The following is an 18,673-nucleotide window of genomic DNA, read 5'->3' as shown; positions in this document are numbered from 1 at the left end:
AAAATGATTCCTAAGGAGATATGAGATGAAAGCCGTAACCTATCAAGGACCAAACAAAGTACAAGTTAAACAGGTGGCTGATGCAAAGTTAGAGAAAAAAGATGATATTATTGTAAAAATTACTTCAACCGCTATTTGCGGTTCTGATTTACATTTATATCAAGGCAACATGCCTTTACCACAAGGATATATTATTGGCCATGAACCAATGGGTATTGTTGAAGAAGTAGGGCCAGATGTCACTAAAGTGAAAAAAGGCGATCGTGTTGTGATCCCCTTTAACGTTGCTTGTGGACATTGTTTCTATTGCCAACACGAAATGGAAAGTCAATGTGATAACTCGAACCCTCATTATGATTCTGGTGGATACTTTGGTTATACAGAGAAATTTGGTAACCATCCGGGCGGACAAGCTGAATATTTAAAAGTTCCTTTTGGAAATTTCACTCCATTTGTTATACCAGAATCATGCGAACTTGAAGATGAATCCCTACTCTTTTTATCTGATGTTTTGCCAACAGCCTATTGGAGTGTAATAAATGCAGGTGTTAAGCGCGGTGATACTGTTATTGTCCTTGGTTGTGGACCTGTTGGATTAATGACACAAAAATTTGCTTGGATGCAAGGTGCTAAACGTGTAATCGCAGTCGATTACTTAGATTATCGAATACATTATGCAAAAAAGATTAACAACGTTGAGGTATTTGAGTTTACAAAATTTCCTGATATGGGAGAACATTTAAAGGAAATTACGCATGGCGGTGCGGATGTAGTTATTGATTGCGTGGGCATGGATGGGAAAAAATCTCCACTAGAATTTCTGGAACAAAAATTAAAATTACAAGGCGGTACCCTCGGTCCTATTCAAATCGCTACGAAAGCTGTAAGAAAATATGGAACAGTTCAAATGACTGGTGTTTATGGTGGCAACTATAATGCCTTTCCACTCGGTGCATTTTGGGTTAGAAATATTAATCTTAAAATGGGACAAGCACCTGTCATTCATTTTATGCCGGAATTATTTAAGAAAATAACAAACAAAGAATTCGATCCAAAAGAGATTATTACACACAAAATCCCCCTTGAAGACGCAAGCTATGGTTATCAAATTTTTAATAATCGTGAAGATGATTGTATAAAAGTCATTTTAAAGCCTTGAAAATATAATTCATTATTCTTAATGAAAAGATAAGATTACATTTCGTAATCTTATCTTTTTTATTAAAACACTAAGTATCTCCCCCATTTTCATCTCACATCGAAAATAGTTATTTTCAAAAACTTTGTATTTCGAGACAGTAATTAATTGGTAAAAAAATGAATTTCAGTATTAACTAACCAATTAGCGGACACGATAACAATGTTAACTAACTTAAAAAGAGGTGTACTTCATGTTTTATTATAAAGAGGAAATAATTAATATGATTAAGCCGGACAAACCAGATCCAGCTGCTGCAAAAGTTTTACAAGAAATATTAGGTGGGCATTATGGTGAAATGCGTACAATGATGCAATACTTTTTCCAAAGCTCAAATTTTAGAGGTAAAGAGAAGCAATATCGTGATTTACTTCGAGGTGTTTTTTTAGAGGAAATAAGCCATGTAGAACTTGTACAACATACAATTAATCAACTATTAACTGGATCTGGTGAACCTACACCTGGAAATGCCGGTATTGACACAGCACCACTTGACGAAGCGGTTAAACATGCAAATCCTCATCACTTTATTGTAGGGGCACAAAGTTCATTACCTGTTGATGCAGCTGGCAACCCATGGAATGGATCTTGGGTATATAGTCATGGAAACTTAATTAGCGATTTACTAGATAATGTCGTACTTGAATCTACAGGTGTACTTCAAAAAACTAGAATTTATGAAATGAGTTCTAATCAAACCTTTAGAGAAACTCTTGCATTTTTAATTGTACGTGATAATGCACATCAAAATGCTTTTGCAAAAGCTTTAGAGACACTTGGGGTTGAATGGGGCAAACTCTTCCCTGTGCCGAACTATGATATTAATAAATACCCAGAGTGCAGAAAGTATGTAGACATGGGATTCCATAACGCACAATTTAATTTCAGCTTAGATCCAACAAGAATGGGAGAAATATTCCAAGGTGAATCACCAAGTAGAAACAAAGGAACATTAACAGTAACTGAACCGCCAAAAGGTTTTCCTGTACCAGAGCTTCCTGAAATACCAAATGAGCATAGTCCCGGATTAAAAGATATGGATCTTTAAGATTATTATGGCCAACTATTTATTCATGGTTGGCCATAGTTATTTATAAAGATTCATGTAAACTTGTTGTTAACATGATAGGATGTTTTAATAAATCCTCTTTATTTAAAAGTGATATTGATTATATTGCTGCTCCTCTTAATTTTGTTTCTATGAACCATTAAACGCCACTGTATACTTACTTATAATCTCCCTACCTCTATTCACGTATAACATCCCTATATTGTAAACAAAGAGAAGGGACTTGTCCCCCCTCTTCTTTTAATTTTTCTTTAAAAGAGTTGCTCCTGCAATCCCTGGGTGTGTCATTTCGAATGGATCTAGAATTAATTCTAAGTCCTCTTGTGACAATACACCATTTTTCACACAAAGTTCTCGAACGGATTGCTCTGTCGCGATTGCTTCTTTCGCAACGCGAGCTGCTGCTTCATAACCGATATGAGGGTTCACGGCTGTAATAATTCCTACACTTTTCTCAACATACTCTTTTAAGCGATCTTCATTCGCTTCAATTCCTTTTAAGCAATTATCTGTAAAGGCACGGAAACCGTTATTCATAATGCTAATCGATTGAAGTAAGTTGAAAACAAGTACTGGTTCCATTACATTTAATTCTAATTGTCCTGCTTCTGAAGCAAGACAAATTGTATGGTCGTTACCAATTACTTGGAACGCAATTTGATTAATTACTTCTGGCATAACAGGGTTTACTTTCCCTGGCATAATAGATGAACCTGGTTGACGAGCCGGTAACATAATTTCTGCTAAACCAACACGTGGACCTGATGCCATTAAGCGAAGGTCATTCGCAATTTTAGACATATTCATCATACATACTTTCAGTGCTGCTGATACTTCTGTGTATGCATCCGTATTTTGCGTTGCATCTACTAAGTCTTCTGCACCAACTAGTGGTAATTCACTAATTGCAGCTAAATGTTTTACAACTGCTTCAATATATTCTGGGTCTGCATTTAAGCCTGTACCAACTGCAGTTGCTCCCATGTTCACTTCATATAAGTGTTGACGTGACTGCTGAATTCGTTTCATATCACGTTCAAGTACGCGAGAGTACGCTTTAAATTCTTGTCCAAGACGAATTGGAACAGCGTCTTGTAAATGTGTGCGACCCATTTTAATAACATGATCGAACTGTTCTGCTTTTAATTCAAATACATCGTGCATATAGCCCATCGTTTGTAATAAACCTTCTAATGCGTTTAATGTTGCGATATGAATCGCCGTTGGGAATGCATCGTTTGTTGATTGCGCCATGTTTACATGACTATTTGGACTAATATAATGATAGTCTCCCTTTTCCATTCCTAATAATTCAAGAGCACGATTGGCAATGACTTCATTTGCATTCATGTTCATTGAAGTACCTGCTCCGCCTTGGATTGGATCTACGATAAAATGATCATGCCATTTTCCATCGAGAATTTCTTGAGCAGCTTCTGCCATCGCGCCGCCCTTGTTCAATTCCAATCTTCCTACATCTGTATTGGCAAGCGCTGCAGCTTTTTTTACAACTGCGAACGCTTTAATTAAACTTTCATGGATTTTATACCCTGTAATCGGGAAATTTTCAACAGCGCGTAAAGTTTGAATTCCGTAATATGCCTCAATAGGTAATTCCTTTCCTCCCAAAAAATCATTCTCTACTCGCACGTTCTTGTTTGTCATTGCCATTTTAATTTCTCCCCCATATTAAATGTAAAACCTAAATAAATCATATGAAGTCGTTACCAATCCTTATCAGATTTTATTGTTAAATCGTAGGCTAAAGGCTCTTCAATAATTTTTTTAATCTCTTCTAATTTATTAGTTTTTCCAAGCGTCCACATCAATTTTGCTATGATGGCTTCCGTATTCATATCTCCAGACAATATTACTTGATGTTGTGCCACTTTCCGTCCTACTTCATAGAGAAGTATGTCTTCTCCTTCTTCCAGGCATTGAGTAGTAATCACTACAGCAATCCCCATTTCAGTCAACTCTTGAATTTTCGAAAGCAAGTTCCTTCCTTCAAAAGGTAATCCACCGTTTCCAAAACTTTCAATAATAATCCCTTTATACAAATCTTTTAAACAATCAAATATCTCTGACTTTGTACCTGGATACAATTTCATAAGAAAAACATCCGTACATAAATTAGTATTTATTGAAAGTTCATTATGTGAGGAAGTTGGCTTCCAATGATATTTCACTTCATCTTCATTTACCTCAGCAACATATGGAGAATTCACACTTTCAAATGCATCATAACTTTTTGTTCGCATTTTAACTGCTCTCGTCCCAATAATCACCCTACTATCAAAAACAATAAACACACCGCCAACATTCTCACAGGCAAACCTAAGAGCATCAGCTACATTTTTCTTTGCGTCTGTCTTTTTAAAACTAATAGGTACTTGTGAACCTGTTAAAACAACTGGTTTTCTTAAACCTTGCAGCATATAAGATAACGCAGAAGATGTATAAGCTAACGTATCCGTTCCATGTGTAATCACAAACCCGTCATAGTCATCATAGTGATTAAAAACAGCATTAGCTATTTCTTTCCAGTGCTCAGGTTGCATATTGGTACTATCAATATTCATTAAGATTTTGCAATCTATTTCTAAGTTTCGAGAAGACTTCGAAAAATAATTCAATAATTCCTCAGCGGATAATCCTGGAACAAGCCCCTCATTCCCCTCCACAGATGCAATTGTCCCACCAGTTGCAAGTAATAAAATTTTCTTCATACACAACCCCTCCATAAAATAAACAACAATATATCGTTCGCGTAATGCGTATTTATATTTATCATTATAGAACTTAATTTGAATTAATCAAGATTTTGTATTCAATGCGCGTACTTTTTTTTCTATTCTTGATTCTTTTTCTATGTTATAATTAATTTAATAAAATTAGATGGGGTATGAGACGAATGCTGGAACGTTTATCTGAATTAAGAAAAAATCAAAAGTGGTCCTTACAAGAGACAGCAGATCGACTTGGGATTGCGAAAAGCACCTATGCCGGGTATGAAAATGGTTATAGATTACCTTCCTTACAATCTTTATCTAAAATAGCCGATTTATTTGATACATCTGTAGATTATATATTAGGTCGAATTGAACATTCACATCAAAACAAAGATGTAATTGATATTACAAGACTCCTAAACGATCCAGATCCAACACTTTTCATAGATGGAGAAGCACTGTCAACAGAAGAGATAATAGATTTTATTGCTTTTGTGAGAAGTAAACGAGAACTAAGTTCCAAGAGAATAGAAAATATTGAACCAACATGTAAAAGTTGATTCAATAAAAAACGAATACACTGCACTTTTAAACTAAAAAATACTTAGACAATTAATTTGTAAACGGTATATATAGGATTAGCTTTAGGAATATTATTAATCCGAATTTATTTTATTAACTTCATATTTATAAATTACATTTTAATATTTTGTATATGCAAAATATTCTTCTAAAAACAAGGACTTACCGCTATTTTAGCGTTACTTGCCCTTTTATCAGTCATATAGAACTAAAGCTTTTCAATAAAGGAACTCATTTGTAAAAAATACGTTATTCTTTCTGTAGATTTATAAGAAAGGATGGCGTTTTTGTATGTCTATTTCTGTATCGAAAGAATTTGGAAGTATAACAGATTTCAAACAAGAATTAGCAAAGTATATAGAGTACTATAATCATGAAAGAATCAAGGGAAAATCAAAGGGAATGAACCCAGTATTGTACTAGGCTCATTCCCTAAAGGCTACCTAATAAACCGATCTTTCTAAATTTCGGGGGGGGGGGCACATTCTAGTTGAATTGCTAAAAGCAGCGAATTTACTAATTTAAAGTTAAGTGTTTAACCTTGACGTACTTAAATTCTTTTTTCCAGATAAAGCATACATTATATCTTGATGCTTTATTGTTCTCTTATAATTATGTGGTATCGGGAATTTATTTCGGTGTTCTTTCATTAGAATTAAAGTTTGAAGTTCTATACTCAATACTTTTGCGAGGACATGATAGTTATATCCATTGTTTAACAGAGAAATTATGTCATAAAACATAGTTTTTCCACCCACTAATTTTACTAATCTATTCTTTAACTCATCCCTTTTTTCTTTTGCTTCATCCATTTCTAACAACATGGATTTTTTATTTGTTTGCTTAATGTATTGAGTATATAACTCTGGGAATTCTTTTTGGACTTCTTTGTTTAATACTGGTTTATATTTAATCATATAAGTAACTTGTAACAATGAGCGTTTTAACAAACTATCTTCAATGAGATACGCTACTTTATTAAATAAATGCACATATTCCTTAATATTGGAATAACTATTAAAATGAGCTAATACTCTACTTTTTATACTAAAAGCCTTGCCTATATAAATAATATTGTCATTATAATCTTTAATGAAATAAATACCACTGTCATCTTTTTCTAATTCATGATCCAGTTTTTCTAGACTCATAAAATGCAATTCACTCATACTTTCCTCTCCTTATTAGCTTTAAATCATGAAAAACAGGCAAGTTTTCTAAAAAAGGTACTCTGCTGTCCTAGGTTTTTTCATTTTATCTCTTGCTAAATGTCAAAAAACTGTTTCTATGTTATTCAACTATCAATATGATTATTAATAAAATTTTCTATCGTTCTTATCTCGCAATTTTATCATGTAATTTCGAGATCGTTTCCTCATTTAAATTACTGTGTTTTATCGAATAAAGGAAATATATTACTCCCCCAATAGTAATCCAAATACTAAAGTACACCCATGTGCTTAACGGTAAATTTAGCATTAAAAATACACAGCATACAATTGCAACGCATGGTAATACAGGTACAAAAGGTACCATAAATCCACGTTTTAAATTTGGGTGTGATTTACGAAGGATAATAACTGATAGACAAACTAACGCAAACGTCACCAAACTACCAATATTAACCAAATTAACTAATTCTTTCAAATCAATAAACCCAGCTATTATAGAGCTCCCTATTCCTGCTAATCCAGTTATAAAAGTGGGTGCTCCAGTTTTCTTATTAACTTTCGCAAATGATTTCGGTAACAATCCATCACGACTCATTGCAAAGAATACTCGTGTTGCTGCATACATATTGGAAAAAATAACAGCCATAAGGCCAATTACAGCACCTGCAGCAATTGCACCAGCGACTTTTCCTTGTCCTACCACTTCCATTACATAAGCCATTGCCTCAGGAACATTTAATTCTTTATAGGAAACCATTCCTGTCATAACAAGGCATACCATAATATAAATAATTGTACATATGATTAATGATGCAATAATACCGATCGGAAGATTACGTTTCGGATCTTTTACTTCTTCTGCTGAAGTTGCTAATATATCAAAACCCGTAAAAGCGAATAAAATAGCTGCTCCACCCGTAAAAACTCCACTTAAACCGTATGGTGCAATTGGTATCCAGTTCATTGGTTTTACATAGAATATACCAACCGTAATAAACAACAGAATCATTCCAATTTTAATCAATACCATTATATTATTGATTCGTTTACTTTCCTTCGTACCACGGGATAACATCCATGCTAATATCAATGTAATGATTACTGCTGGTAGATTCACAATACCACCATGCGAAGGAATCGTTACTAGAGCTTTAGGTATCTCTAATCCAAACCCTTTTATTAAATTGTGGAAATAGCCTGTCCATCCAGCAGCGACAGCCGCTGTTGCCACAATATATATTAACAGCAATGACCAACCTACTAGATGAGCAACAAACTCACCAATTGTTGCATATGAGTACGTATATACACTACCAGATGCCGGGAGTGTGGAAGCAATTTCTGCGTAACATAATGCTATAAATCCGCATATAATTGCTGCAAATACAAATGAAAAAATAACTGCTGGACCAGCATCTCTTGCTGCTACTAATCCAGTTAACACAAGAACACCCGTTCCAACTATCGAGCCTACTCCTAACATAATTAAATCAAATGCTCCTAATGTTTTCGTTAAAGTCTTGCTTTGATTATGCTCTAACAATTGTGTAACGGATTTCTTTTTTAGTAAATTACTCATATTTTCTGTATCCCCTTTAAAATAAGGTTTGTTCGTCTCGTTAGTGTTGTATATAAATTTACTTAGTTATTAACTAGCCTCATAATATTTCTTTTACATTAAATAGATTTGAAATATTATATAAATTCGCTTCTCACTTACTAGTTAAACTAGACATTTCCATAGATTTTTGCGTACAACGTTTCATAGCTGAAATGATAGCTGTTCTTAAACCTTTTTCTTCTAGTGTTGCTACGGCTTCTATTGTCGTTCCACCTGGAGAACAAACCATATCCTTCAATTCACCTGGATGTATTCCTGTTTCCAATACCATTTTTGCAGAACCTAATGCAGCCTGAGCCGCAAATTTATAAGCTTGTTTTCTCGGCATACCGCCAAGTACAGCAGCATCTGCCATGGCTTCTATAAACATATACACATATGCTGGAGAAGAACCACTAATAGATGTAACAACATCCATTAGTTTTTCATTTACGACCTCCGTCTGGCCGAAAATATTAAATATGTTCAGTACCTCTTTTATATCTTTTTCTGTAACCATTTCATTAAAACATAACGCAGACATTCCTTCTCCAACAAGTGCCGGTGTATTAGGCATTACTCTAACAACTTTTAACTTTCTACCAAATTCATTCTCAGTGCTCTTAATACTTTTTCCTGCAGCAATAGTTACAACGATTACATCATTTTTTATTTGATCTTTTATTTGGTTAATTACCGATGAGTATAAATCTGGTTTGATTGATAAAATTAAAATGTCAGCACTGTTAGCGACTTCATTGTTGTTAGTAGTTATAGTTATGCCATATTCATTACTAGCATTTTTTAAATTAAGGACGTTTAAATCTGAACAAATTATTTGATCTGGAGAAACTATATTTTTTTTAATCATCCCACCTATCATAGCAATACCCATGTTTCCACATCCGATGAATCCTATTTGTTTATTCATAATAATTTGCTCTTGCTCCTTCTACTCTAAATTTTATTGATTTTGAAATTATTATTCTAAATAAGGGCTATTACAATTACTGGGTTTATCAATAGAATTTAAAAATTCTCCTTCCTATATAGAGCTTACATATACCTCTAATAATTACTTATTTTCAAAATCCCCTTCTATTTGCACTGCTTTCGCTTGCACTTCAAACTCCCTCCTATTCAAACTTGTAAAGGATATATAACGATTCCTCTTTTTTTCCTAACGTTAAATAAAACACCATTAGTAACGGTTGTTATTTACTTTATAGTGCAAAAGAAGTGTATAGGATAAAGAATGAACTTTTAATAAAATCATTTCTTTAATCTATAATAAGAAGGACATAAAAAAACAAAAAGTTACAAAAATTTTCAAATTAAAATTTTCGTAACTTTTTGTTTTTGTGTAAATATAAGGTCAATTGAGACGTCTCACCGTTTTAAACTTGATGCTCCATAATCTTGTATAGTTACATTTATATGATATTTAATCGGTACTTTACTAAATGTTCGATCCCAATCTTTTTTGACTTTCTCCCATGTTCTCGGGTGCTTAATTCTTAATTGGTTTCCAAAACCCGCAATATCGACTTAATATTCTTTTTGTATTTTTTTGTAACATGACGTACTAAGTGCTTTACTTCTTTTTCAATAGCTTTTTCTTTCCTTTTTAAAAATTCATTTTCAAAATTTCCTCATGAAAGAAAAAAAGATGCTAGAAGATAGCATCTTTTTTTAAATTCAACTTACTATGTATTTATATTTTATTTTGGAAATACTCATTTTTTTAATGAATATTAATATGTAAAAAATACATATTCTTTTGTTCTAAGTTAGTACATTTCTATCGAATCGATACGGAATTTTCTGATTTTAAAACCAATATGAAATAAAGGAAAATACTCTCTTAGAAAAACTATATAAAACAAATAACTTTAAAACAACTATCAATCTATTAATTGAACGTAATAATGAGCAAGAGTTTATCATCTTAATTCCAAGTGTATTCGTTTTGCTTCAAAATAAAGAACTTGAATAAATTTTTTCGTATCAATACGAGCAGGTAATGTTGGTTCATTATTCAATTCTGTCATCTTTCTCCTTACGGTAGTAAAATCAAAAAATCTAGAAGCATAATTTTCGAACTTCGGGTTTAAAAAATCAGTAAGTCCAAGGGATGCTAAATGGTCTAATGATTGATAAATTGCTCTCCGAATCCGTTGTTTGGAAGCCTCTATGAATCTTTTTAATTCGGTATCTTCAGCTGAATCCCCAAGTTTTTTTTGAGCTAAATTCATAAAAATCTCTTTTAGTGAGGGAAAACCTTGTTCCAACGTGTTATCTTGTTCATATTTATATAAATAATCTAGCATATCCATTAAATCTTTACTTCCACTTTCACTGGCTATTCCTAATTCAGACAAAAGAAAATGAATGGAATTTTGAAAATGATTAAAAGTATTTAAATGTTTTTCATTACGGTATTTTTCTTGCACACTTGAATTACTATCCAATTTTAGTACTGTATTAAGCGATTCTTGAATGTTTTTTATCGATTTTTCCAAACGAATTCGTTCAATGACTTTCCGAACAACTGTTAATACTTCAATCCGGTTAATCGGCTTAATAATATAGTATTCAACGCCAAGCGAATAAGCTTCAGCAATTAATTCTTTTGATTCTACTTGAGAGACCATGATGATTTTCCCTTTAAACGAAGGTTTTATTTGACGAATAGTTTTTATTCCATCTTGAATTGGCATTAACAAATCGATAAATAAAATGTCTATATTTTTAAGGATTAGCATTTGTTGCTCTAAAGATAAACCATCCTCAGCTTCTCCTATAACCTCCCCAAGATCTTCATCCTCGATAATTTGAGCCAACATTGAGCGAACCGCTTTTTCATCATCTACTATATAAAAATACATAGAATCACCCTTTCGAAATTATATGATCAATCCCTAATCTAATTATAAAAATTGATCCTTTTCCTTCGGTTCTGTCCTCAAGCGTAACATCACCTTCAAGTTGTTCGACCATTTCTTTAACATACGATAATCCGATACCTGTCGATGGATTGCCTAAATCATCATATTTAGAAGTAAACCCAGGCTCAAAAATTGAATCTTTATATTTTGAAGAAATACCGGGACCATTATCGCCTATTTGGAATTCAACAAAATGATGGTCTTTATTAATGTCAATTGTGATGGTTCCCATACCTTTGATAGCCTCTACAGCGTTTGTAACGATATTATTTATAATAGATAAGATTGTGTAAATATGATAATGAGGATGCACACCATCAATTTTATACACAAATTGGATGTCTTTCTCTAGCAACCGTGCATATTTCGCATTTGCCCGTATAATGATATTTACTAGTTCATGTACAGACATATAATCTGTAAAACTTTCATCAGAAATTAATTTTGAAAGTCCCGCAAAAATACGTTGGTTATCCTTTTTAACGTCATGGACCTCACCAGCAATTTGTAATGCCTGTTGCCTTAAATCCCCAAACTGAAAATCCATCTGTTTGTGCTCAAAAGAGTCTAAAGTTTTATATAAATCATAGGATTTTTTTGTTATATTCTCAGCATCTTGTAATGTTTTTTTTAAATGAACAGCATCTTCATATAAATTAGAGATGAGCATGAGCATGTGTTCATTTTGTTTCTTTATGTGTTTCTCCCTTGATTGCGCTTCATACAATTTCATCATATTGAAAAAGCTTAGAACTATAAAACTATGGGAACATGCGATAACAATGATCTCATTTATTGCCTCGGATGTGATCGATGTTTTTAATACGAAATATTGAATCATTAATTCCACACAGTCTGACAGTATTTCAATCATGCAACCAATCAAACCAATCATTAGTGGTTGATGATAAAAACGTTTAATTTTTGCTAAATGAAAGAGATACGAATAAGTAAAATAAAAGAAAAAACTAGGATAGTGAGTATGAAAAGCGGCTAGCCAATCCATATTTCCCTTTATAATGACATCCATTGAGATACGAAATACTACCACGACTATCGCTGTTAAAAAACCCGGTAAAAATGCTGGAATTCGTCGAAACAATAACAAAAAAAAGAAAAATGTTGGTGCACCAAAGCTCATTCTAAATGTTTCATTTAAAGGAAATGACTTTATTTCACCTACTAAGGGTACTGTAAGTATCATTAAAACGAGAATATAGATGTCTTTTTTTACTAAATTACTAAGATTCAAAATAATCACTTCTCACTTTCGCCTAACAGTCAGTATACAAACCTATTTGCATTAATACAATACTTACTCTATTTTTTTCAAAAACTGATAAATAAGATATAAACGAAAGCATTATAGATTGTGAGTATTCATTACACTCTTCTACTTTAGAAAGATACTTTATAACTCAAAAATGTTCAGACACAATATAAGGTCTGAACACTTTTGGACTCGCTCTAACACCAAAATATCTGTGCTCCTTTTTAAAATATACTTAAATCCCATTCTTTTGCAATATGTTCTAACAACATAATTCCTGGTAAACTATTCCCATATTCATCAATGGCTGGTCCGTAAATACCAATACCACATCCATCTAGGAACGGTACATTCTTCTTAGACTTTGAGGGAACAAGTGTCATAATTCCGCCGGATACTCCACTTTTAGCTGGTAATCCAATGAAAGCAGCAAATTTTCCAGAAGCGTTGTACATTCCACAAGTAAGCATTAAAGCTTTTGTTAACCTAGCTACTTCTTTAGGGAGTACTTGTTCTTTGCGAATAGGGTGATATCCATCATGTGCTAGTATAAGCCCGATTAAGGCAATATCTTCTGTATTTATTTCAATCGAACATTGTTTTAGGTAAACCTCTAGTGTCTCCTCCACATCTGATTCTAGAAAACCATTTTCCTTTAAATAGTATGCTAAAGCTCTATTACGATGAGCCGTTTCCCATTCAGATTGAAATACTATTTCATTAATAGCAGGACGCTTCTCTATCATTTTCTCAATTAATACGTATATAGATTCTAATTTTTCTTGCACCGATGTCCCTGGCAAAAGTGAAGCTATCGTAATCGCTCCAGCATTGATCATAGGATTAAAAGGTTTTCCTGGTTTATGTATCTCTAAACGAATAATCGAATTGAAGGCATCTCCAGTTGGTTCTACATCAACTCGTTCTAATACATAAGAAATACCGCGACTTAAACAAGCAGCTATAAAACCAATTACTTTTGATATACTTTGTAATGTGAAAGGTACCTCCCAATCTCCTGCCTTTATCATTGTTTCATCTGGCTTTACTATACAAATACCTAACTGCGATACATTTATTTCCCCCAGAGCTGGAATATAACTGGCGCTTCGTCCCTTAGCTGCATACGTTCGATAATGAGCTACCCATTGATCTAAGTAAACTTTTTCTTGCCCCTCAACTTGAACGCTAGAATCCTTTATCATTTCACAATATTCCCCCGTACTATTAACTTTATATAGAATAATTTTTTCTTTACTACCATCGATACTATTTGCACTAGAACTAAGAAAGATATTCAGACATATTGCAGTCTGAATATCTTTCTTATTACATACTTTTCTTTTTTACATTTTCCTCATAACTATCCCAACATTCAATATTTTCAAGCCCTTTAATGTTTTCTTTATAAAAAATAGGATCTTTACCAGCTTTTTTCTGGTTTATATAATCTTGTAACGCCGCAAACGCTACTTTTGAAAGTAAGGTAATAGCAATTAAATTAATAATAACCATCAAGCCCATAAATAAGTCCGCTAAATCCCATACAATTTGAATCTTTGCAACAGAACCAAATACAATCATAGCCAGCACGCTTATTCTGTATATCATTAACCACACTTTACTTGTATGTAAGAAGCGAATATTTGTTTCACCATAATAATAGTTGCCGATTAATGCACCGAATCCAAATAAAAAAACAAAAATAGCAAGACAACCCGATGCCCAAGAACCGATGTGTTCACTTAATGCTGCTTGTGTCAGTGCAATACCATTTAACCCCGGTTGTTTATATGCATCAGACAGCAAAATAATAAAGGCAGTGCTAGTACAAATGATCAGTGTATCCGTTAATACACCAAATGCTTGAATCAGTCCTTGTTTCACCGGATGACTTGTTGTTGCTGTTGCAGCAACGTTTGGTGCACTTCCCATACCAGCTTCATTTGAAAATAAGCCACGTTTAACTCCATTCATAAGTGCTGCACCAATTGAACCTCCAGCTATTTGTTTAAAACCAAATGCGTTTTGAACAATAAGAGAAAGAACTTCCGGCATTTTTGATATGTTGGTAACTACAACAAATAATGCAACTCCAATGTATAATACCGCTAAAAATACCACTTTGTATTCAGCCATTTTTGCAATACGTTGTACACCACCAAAGATAATCGCGGCGAAAGCAATCGCCATGATTATCCCTACTGTTAGACGATCTGTACCAAATGAGTTTTGAAAAGCAATTGTAACTGTATTTGATTGTACTGAATTGAATACAAGACCAAAAGTGATTGTAATTAAAATAGAGAATAATACTCCCATCCAACGTTTATTCAACCCTTTTTCCATATAATAGGATGGACCACCGCGGAAGCCCGTTTTATCTTTTACTTTATATATCTGTGCTAATGTGCTTTCAACAAAGCTGGATGCTGAGCTAATAATAGAAATAATCCACATCCAAAATACAGCTCCAGGACCCCCTAATGCAATCGCAATCGCAATTCCTGTAATATTCCCTGTTCCAACGCGAGCTGCCATACCAATACAAAACGCTTGAAAAGGAGAGATTTGATCTTTAGAACCACTTTTTCCCTCCATTAATACACGGACCATCTCTTTTAACATTCGAAACTGTACAAAATTCAATTTAAATGTAAAATAAATTCCGCAAATAACAAGCATAACAATTAACAATTTAGACCATAAAAAATCATTCGTTGATCCGACTAAATCTACAAAAAACCTTTCCATATTATCACTCCATACCCCAAATTTATCTATCATAATCTATATAAAATCACCTATATTCCCTGGCATAAATACCTCATTCATATTCAAATACAACAAGGATAAAGATTTTCTATATGAATAGGATTGGCCTGTTTAAGCAAACGTCACAACATGTAACTGTAAAACTGGAATTTTGAAGAACTTAACGTTTATACACACGGTGCTCTATCCCCTTCTGTAAAACTACTATTCTTATCCACTCATGTTGTTGTACTATTATGTTTGTTTCGTTTACCGGTGATTTACCTTTAAATCATAATAATCAATAGTGATTAATTGTTTTTTTGTTAAATTTCTCAAGAACATGGAAATATCTCCTTTCTCACTACTAATCTCAAAAATAGGCTAGGTAAAAATTCATAGAAAAACTATGAAGCGCTTTCAATCTTCAACTAAGAGAAGCTTGTCTTTAATTTATAATTAAAAGTACAGAATGTTACGAAAAAGTACAGATTTTTATAAAAACAAAAAATATTTCAAGGTTTTTTCATCTAAAAACCAGTGAGATTTTGTGAATTTTATACAGTATCCAAACGTCGCGGATTCTGTTCTACCTAATCTTTGACAAGCCTCTATTTTCTTCATAAAAGCATGCATACTTTTTCTCTTTTAGAACTTCATATAAAGGATTTGAAATCAAGAATCGATAGGATATTATAAGAATATTTTAAAAATAAAACATTTAATTTATTTATGGTATCATACAAAAAACATTTGTTTTCTCAATTAATCCCCTAGTGGGATTCGTCTATATTGCACATATTTACAACATTAAAGTCACTACGCAAAAAAGAATTTTGTTGAAGGGATGAAACATTACAAAACTCTTATTTAGGATTTTATGACATCCTCTTTTCTAGCAATATCGAGTTAATCAAAAATATGTTTTTAACAGCTCCACAAATAAAAAACTACTCATATTATTATTTTTTGAAAACGTTACTAATATTATTCCATTTAAGTTTCAAATGTTAGAACAACCAATTGATAAGAAAAGTTATTAATTTTATTGCAATATAAGAAGATTTGTTGAATATCTATTATTCAATGTATATTTCCCTTGCGTTTCATTTTACTAACATAGATTACAGGTGGTGTATTGTGAAAGAAATAGTATTCGTTCAAAATAAAAAAAGACTACTTATGAAATTCGAATTTTTAAAAAAGGATATCGTACTTACCATTTCACTGATACTAGCAATTGTAAGCTGCATAATATATTCACCAAAGATTGAATATATTAACTTTGAAGTGTTAATTAGCTTATTTAATCTAATGGTGGCCATTAAGGCCTTTGAACAGCTAAAGATATTAGACAAACTTGCCGTTGCCATTTTAAATAAATGCAATAACAGCAGATCAATATCTATTATTCTAATTTTGTTATGCTTTATTTGCTCCATGTTTGTAACAAATGATGTCGCTCTCCTCACTTTTGCGCCAATAACACTTGTCATTAGTAAAAAAACACAAATGAACATGATGGATACAATCATCCTGCAAACAATTGCGGCAAACATCGGCAGTAGCTTGATGCCTATGGGAAACCCACAAAATTTATACTTATATTCTTACTATGGAATTAAGCTCATCCCATTTTTAGGTTCAATCCTGCTTTTAGCTGTACTTGGAATCAGTTTGTTATTTATATTTACCCAAAAACTTCAAAAAACAGATTTAAAAATAGAACTACCTGTTATTACCGTGAAGAATCGAAAAAAAGCTACCATCTGGATTTTGATACTTATCACTATCATTGCATCCATTTTTGGTTTCATTAATTATTACATTGCGCTAATAGTTACATTGGTGGCAGCATTTACGTTAGATAGAAACTTACTATTTAAGATCGATTACTTTCTTCTAATAACCTTTGTCTGTTTTTTTATTTTTATCGGAAACATTTCCCATTCCGATGCGCTGGAGACATTTGCTCGCGCTAATTTAAGAGGAGATACTTCAGTCTTCTTTAGTTCCATATTTTTGAGTCAATTGATTAGCAATTTTCCTACTTCAATTCTTCTATCAAACTTTACTTCTGATTGGAAAGCTTTATTACTAGGAGTAAATATTGGAGGGCTTGGAACAATTATCGCATCTTTAGCCAGTGTAATTTCCTATAAACTATTCACTCAGGCCAATGGTAAAGAGAGCAAGGCATATTTAATTAAATTTAGCATTTACAACTTTTCATTTTTAATCATACTTACATGTATACAGTACTTTATCTTTAAATTTCTAAAAATTTTTTAAAAAATTGATTACTTTAGAAAAACCCAAATATCTCAGCATTCAATTGAGAAATTTGGGTTTTAATATAGGTATGTTTAAAGAGATACAACAAAGTTACCATCAATTTAATATTTTAAGATGTTCTCAAAGCGAAAATCTTTTAGCTTTTACGTTATTTATTAGATTTCAGTTCATTTTTTATACACTCAGTTATATAATAAATGACTGAATTTATAGGGTAATAACTTTCAATTAATACTAGAAATATAACTTATTAAAATGTTATTTCATTTTTGAAGTCCTCTTCACAAAATCCTTAATGTCCCTCAATTTTTTTCCGCTAATATTATCTTTGATCGTTGAATCTATGTCATTTTCAATATAAAAAGTTTTATTCTTAACCTTTGTTTCAAATTTATATTTATTTTTATCCCAATTTATTAGATTGCTCTTTAGGTGTGCAATATTTCTTAAATCAAATTCAATCATAAAAGGTTCTAAAGCTGGATAAAAATGTCCAAGTTTATTATTTTCTTTTAAAAAAACTATATATGTCTCCTCGGATTTTGGTTTTATATACAATGGATCTTTATTTTCTACTTTTTTAGTAAACACTTTCGTAGCACCTTTCAGAATGATTCCATTTTTATCAATGATTTCATTACTTTCCTCTAATACGAGATTTTCTGAATATCTATGATTTATTAAGATTTCATTCTTTACGTAGTCCCCTTTTAAGATTTCTTTGACATGAAAACTAAACAAATGACCTTCAACATCTTCACTTTGAATCTCATGTGATGAACTGTTCGCCATATTCCATTTAGAGTATAAGCCGTCATATTCACCTAGTACAATTACGTCTGCTTCTTCAACCATTTCGCTTAAATGATTTGTAGTTTTGAATGTCTTATTTAATACTATAGTTTCAGAATTCGATAACAAGCTAGACACTCCTGCCACATCTATACTGGACCAAATTGTTTTACCAATAATAATTAAAAAAGTAAATATGAATAAACATAGACAACATTTCATTGCTTTATATTTATACATTATAATAAAGTCTCCCCGAAT

General features: G+C 32.4%; 14 protein-coding genes and 2 pseudogenes. 5 read left to right on the top strand and 11 right to left on the bottom strand.

Annotated features, from left to right (window positions below; translation table 11 throughout):
* The first annotated feature begins 25 nt into the window (after window positions 1–25).
* A complete protein-coding gene (locus tag MR147_RS04615; RefSeq protein ID WP_071727989.1) occupies window positions 26–1,159 on the top strand; it encodes a zinc-dependent alcohol dehydrogenase in 1,134 nt (377 codons plus the stop codon).
* Between the two features lie 232 nt (window positions 1,160–1,391).
* Window positions 1,392–2,246, top strand: a complete 855-nt coding sequence (locus MR147_RS04610) for a manganese catalase family protein (RefSeq protein WP_071727990.1) — start codon at window positions 1,392–1,394, stop codon at window positions 2,244–2,246.
* A 261-nt stretch (window positions 2,247–2,507) separates the two neighbouring features.
* Here MR147_RS04610 and aspA read toward each other — a convergent pair whose 3' ends face one another.
* Both aspA and ansA read right to left on the bottom strand, forming a co-directional pair.
* Window positions 2,508–3,938, bottom strand: coding sequence for an aspartate ammonia-lyase (aspA, locus tag MR147_RS04605; protein ID WP_242303694.1), 1,431 nt, complete (start codon window positions 3,936–3,938; stop codon window positions 2,508–2,510).
* 53 nt (window positions 3,939–3,991) lie between these two features.
* Entirely contained in the window at window positions 3,992–4,996 is a 1,005-nt protein-coding gene (ansA, locus tag MR147_RS04600) for an asparaginase (protein ID WP_242303693.1), read from the bottom strand.
* A gap of 185 nt (window positions 4,997–5,181) precedes the next feature.
* Between ansA and ansR the strand changes: the two genes are divergently transcribed.
* Both ansR and MR147_RS04590 read left to right on the top strand, forming a co-directional pair.
* A complete protein-coding gene (ansR, locus tag MR147_RS04595; protein ID WP_000893554.1) occupies window positions 5,182–5,559 on the top strand; it encodes an HTH-type transcriptional regulator AnsR in 378 nt (125 codons plus the stop codon).
* Between the two features lie 331 nt (window positions 5,560–5,890).
* Window positions 5,891–6,004: pseudogene (locus MR147_RS04590) on the top strand (IS3 family transposase); the annotation flags it as partial.
* 104 nt (window positions 6,005–6,108) lie between these two features.
* Here MR147_RS04590 and MR147_RS04585 read toward each other — a convergent pair.
* The 8 genes and pseudogenes from MR147_RS04585 to MR147_RS04550 all read right to left on the bottom strand — a co-directional run bounded on the left by MR147_RS04585 (window position 6,109) and on the right by MR147_RS04550 (window position 15,325).
* A complete protein-coding gene (locus MR147_RS04585; RefSeq protein WP_074607309.1) occupies window positions 6,109–6,750 on the bottom strand; it encodes a nucleotide excision repair endonuclease in 642 nt (213 codons plus the stop codon).
* Window positions 6,751–6,916: 166 nt separating this feature from the next.
* Entirely contained in the window at window positions 6,917–8,332 is a 1,416-nt protein-coding gene (locus MR147_RS04580) for an amino acid permease (RefSeq protein WP_074607308.1), read from the bottom strand.
* Between the two features lie 133 nt (window positions 8,333–8,465).
* The gene (gene proC, locus MR147_RS04575) at window positions 8,466–9,284 is read right to left on the bottom strand and encodes a pyrroline-5-carboxylate reductase (protein WP_074607307.1); all 819 of its coding nucleotides are present in this window, start codon (window positions 9,282–9,284) and stop codon (window positions 8,466–8,468) included.
* A gap of 458 nt (window positions 9,285–9,742) precedes the next feature.
* Window positions 9,743–10,002, bottom strand: a pseudogene (locus tag MR147_RS04570) (Ger(x)C family spore germination C-terminal domain-containing protein); the annotation flags it as partial.
* Window positions 10,003–10,296: 294 nt separating this feature from the next.
* A complete protein-coding gene (locus tag MR147_RS04565) occupies window positions 10,297–11,241 on the bottom strand; it encodes a response regulator (RefSeq protein WP_000274078.1) in 945 nt (314 codons plus the stop codon).
* A gap of 4 nt (window positions 11,242–11,245) precedes the next feature.
* Window positions 11,246–12,562 carry a sensor histidine kinase gene (locus tag MR147_RS04560; RefSeq protein WP_000584796.1) on the bottom strand — a complete coding sequence of 439 codons (1,317 nt, stop codon included), beginning with the start codon at window positions 12,560–12,562 and terminating at the stop codon, window positions 11,246–11,248.
* A 233-nt stretch (window positions 12,563–12,795) separates the two neighbouring features.
* Window positions 12,796–13,776 (bottom strand): glutaminase GlsA, encoded by a 981-nt coding sequence (gene glsA, locus MR147_RS04555; RefSeq protein ID WP_078438592.1) that lies wholly within the window; start codon window positions 13,774–13,776, stop codon window positions 12,796–12,798.
* Between the two features lie 124 nt (window positions 13,777–13,900).
* Window positions 13,901–15,325 (bottom strand): alanine/glycine:cation symporter family protein, encoded by a 1,425-nt coding sequence (locus MR147_RS04550; RefSeq protein ID WP_011181750.1) that lies wholly within the window; start codon window positions 15,323–15,325, stop codon window positions 13,901–13,903.
* Window positions 15,326–16,465: 1,140 nt separating this feature from the next.
* On the opposite strand from MR147_RS04550, the gene MR147_RS04545 reads away from it, so the two are divergent.
* On the top strand, window positions 16,466–17,617 hold the full coding sequence (locus tag MR147_RS04545) for an anion transporter (protein WP_086420253.1): 1,152 nt from the start codon (window positions 16,466–16,468) through the stop codon (window positions 17,615–17,617).
* Between the two features lie 261 nt (window positions 17,618–17,878).
* Here the strand turns inward: MR147_RS04545 and MR147_RS04540 are convergent, their stop codons facing one another.
* Window positions 17,879–18,652, bottom strand: a complete 774-nt coding sequence (locus MR147_RS04540) for a hypothetical protein (protein ID WP_086420254.1) — start codon at window positions 18,650–18,652, stop codon at window positions 17,879–17,881.
* Window positions 18,653–18,673 lie beyond the last annotated feature (21 nt).

This window comes from Bacillus cereus group sp. BfR-BA-01350, from assembly GCF_022663775.1.
In the GTDB taxonomy this organism is placed as follows: domain Bacteria; phylum Bacillota; class Bacilli; order Bacillales; family Bacillaceae_G; genus Bacillus_A; species Bacillus_A paranthracis.
This window is presented reverse-complemented; position numbering and strand designations above follow the sequence as displayed.

What these genes read in the sequence shown, in the direction of transcription:
- aspA (WP_242303694.1), bottom strand. Translation starts at nt 3,938, where the DNA reads ATGGCAATGACAAACAAGAACGTGCGAGTAGAGAATGATTTTTTGGGA.
- MR147_RS04615 (WP_071727989.1), top strand. Translation starts at nt 26, where the DNA reads ATGAAAGCCGTAACCTATCAAGGACCAAACAAAGTACAAGTTAAACAG.
- MR147_RS04565 (WP_000274078.1), bottom strand. Translation starts at nt 11,241, where the DNA reads ATGTATTTTTATATAGTAGATGATGAAAAAGCGGTTCGCTCAATGTTG.
- MR147_RS04540 (WP_086420254.1), bottom strand. Translation starts at nt 18,652, where the DNA reads ATGTATAAATATAAAGCAATGAAATGTTGTCTATGTTTATTCATATTT.
- MR147_RS04550 (WP_011181750.1), bottom strand. Translation starts at nt 15,325, where the DNA reads ATGGAAAGGTTTTTTGTAGATTTAGTCGGATCAACGAATGATTTTTTA.
- MR147_RS04585 (WP_074607309.1), bottom strand. Translation starts at nt 6,750, where the DNA reads ATGAGTGAATTGCATTTTATGAGTCTAGAAAAACTGGATCATGAATTA.
- ansA (WP_242303693.1), bottom strand. Translation starts at nt 4,996, where the DNA reads ATGAAGAAAATTTTATTACTTGCAACTGGTGGGACAATTGCATCTGTG.
- ansR (WP_000893554.1), top strand. Translation starts at nt 5,182, where the DNA reads ATGCTGGAACGTTTATCTGAATTAAGAAAAAATCAAAAGTGGTCCTTA.
- proC (WP_074607307.1), bottom strand. Translation starts at nt 9,284, where the DNA reads ATGAATAAACAAATAGGATTCATCGGATGTGGAAACATGGGTATTGCT.
- MR147_RS04580 (WP_074607308.1), bottom strand. Translation starts at nt 8,332, where the DNA reads ATGAGTAATTTACTAAAAAAGAAATCCGTTACACAATTGTTAGAGCAT.
- glsA (WP_078438592.1), bottom strand. Translation starts at nt 13,776, where the DNA reads ATGATAAAGGATTCTAGCGTTCAAGTTGAGGGGCAAGAAAAAGTTTAC.
- MR147_RS04610 (WP_071727990.1), top strand. Translation starts at nt 1,392, where the DNA reads ATGTTTTATTATAAAGAGGAAATAATTAATATGATTAAGCCGGACAAA.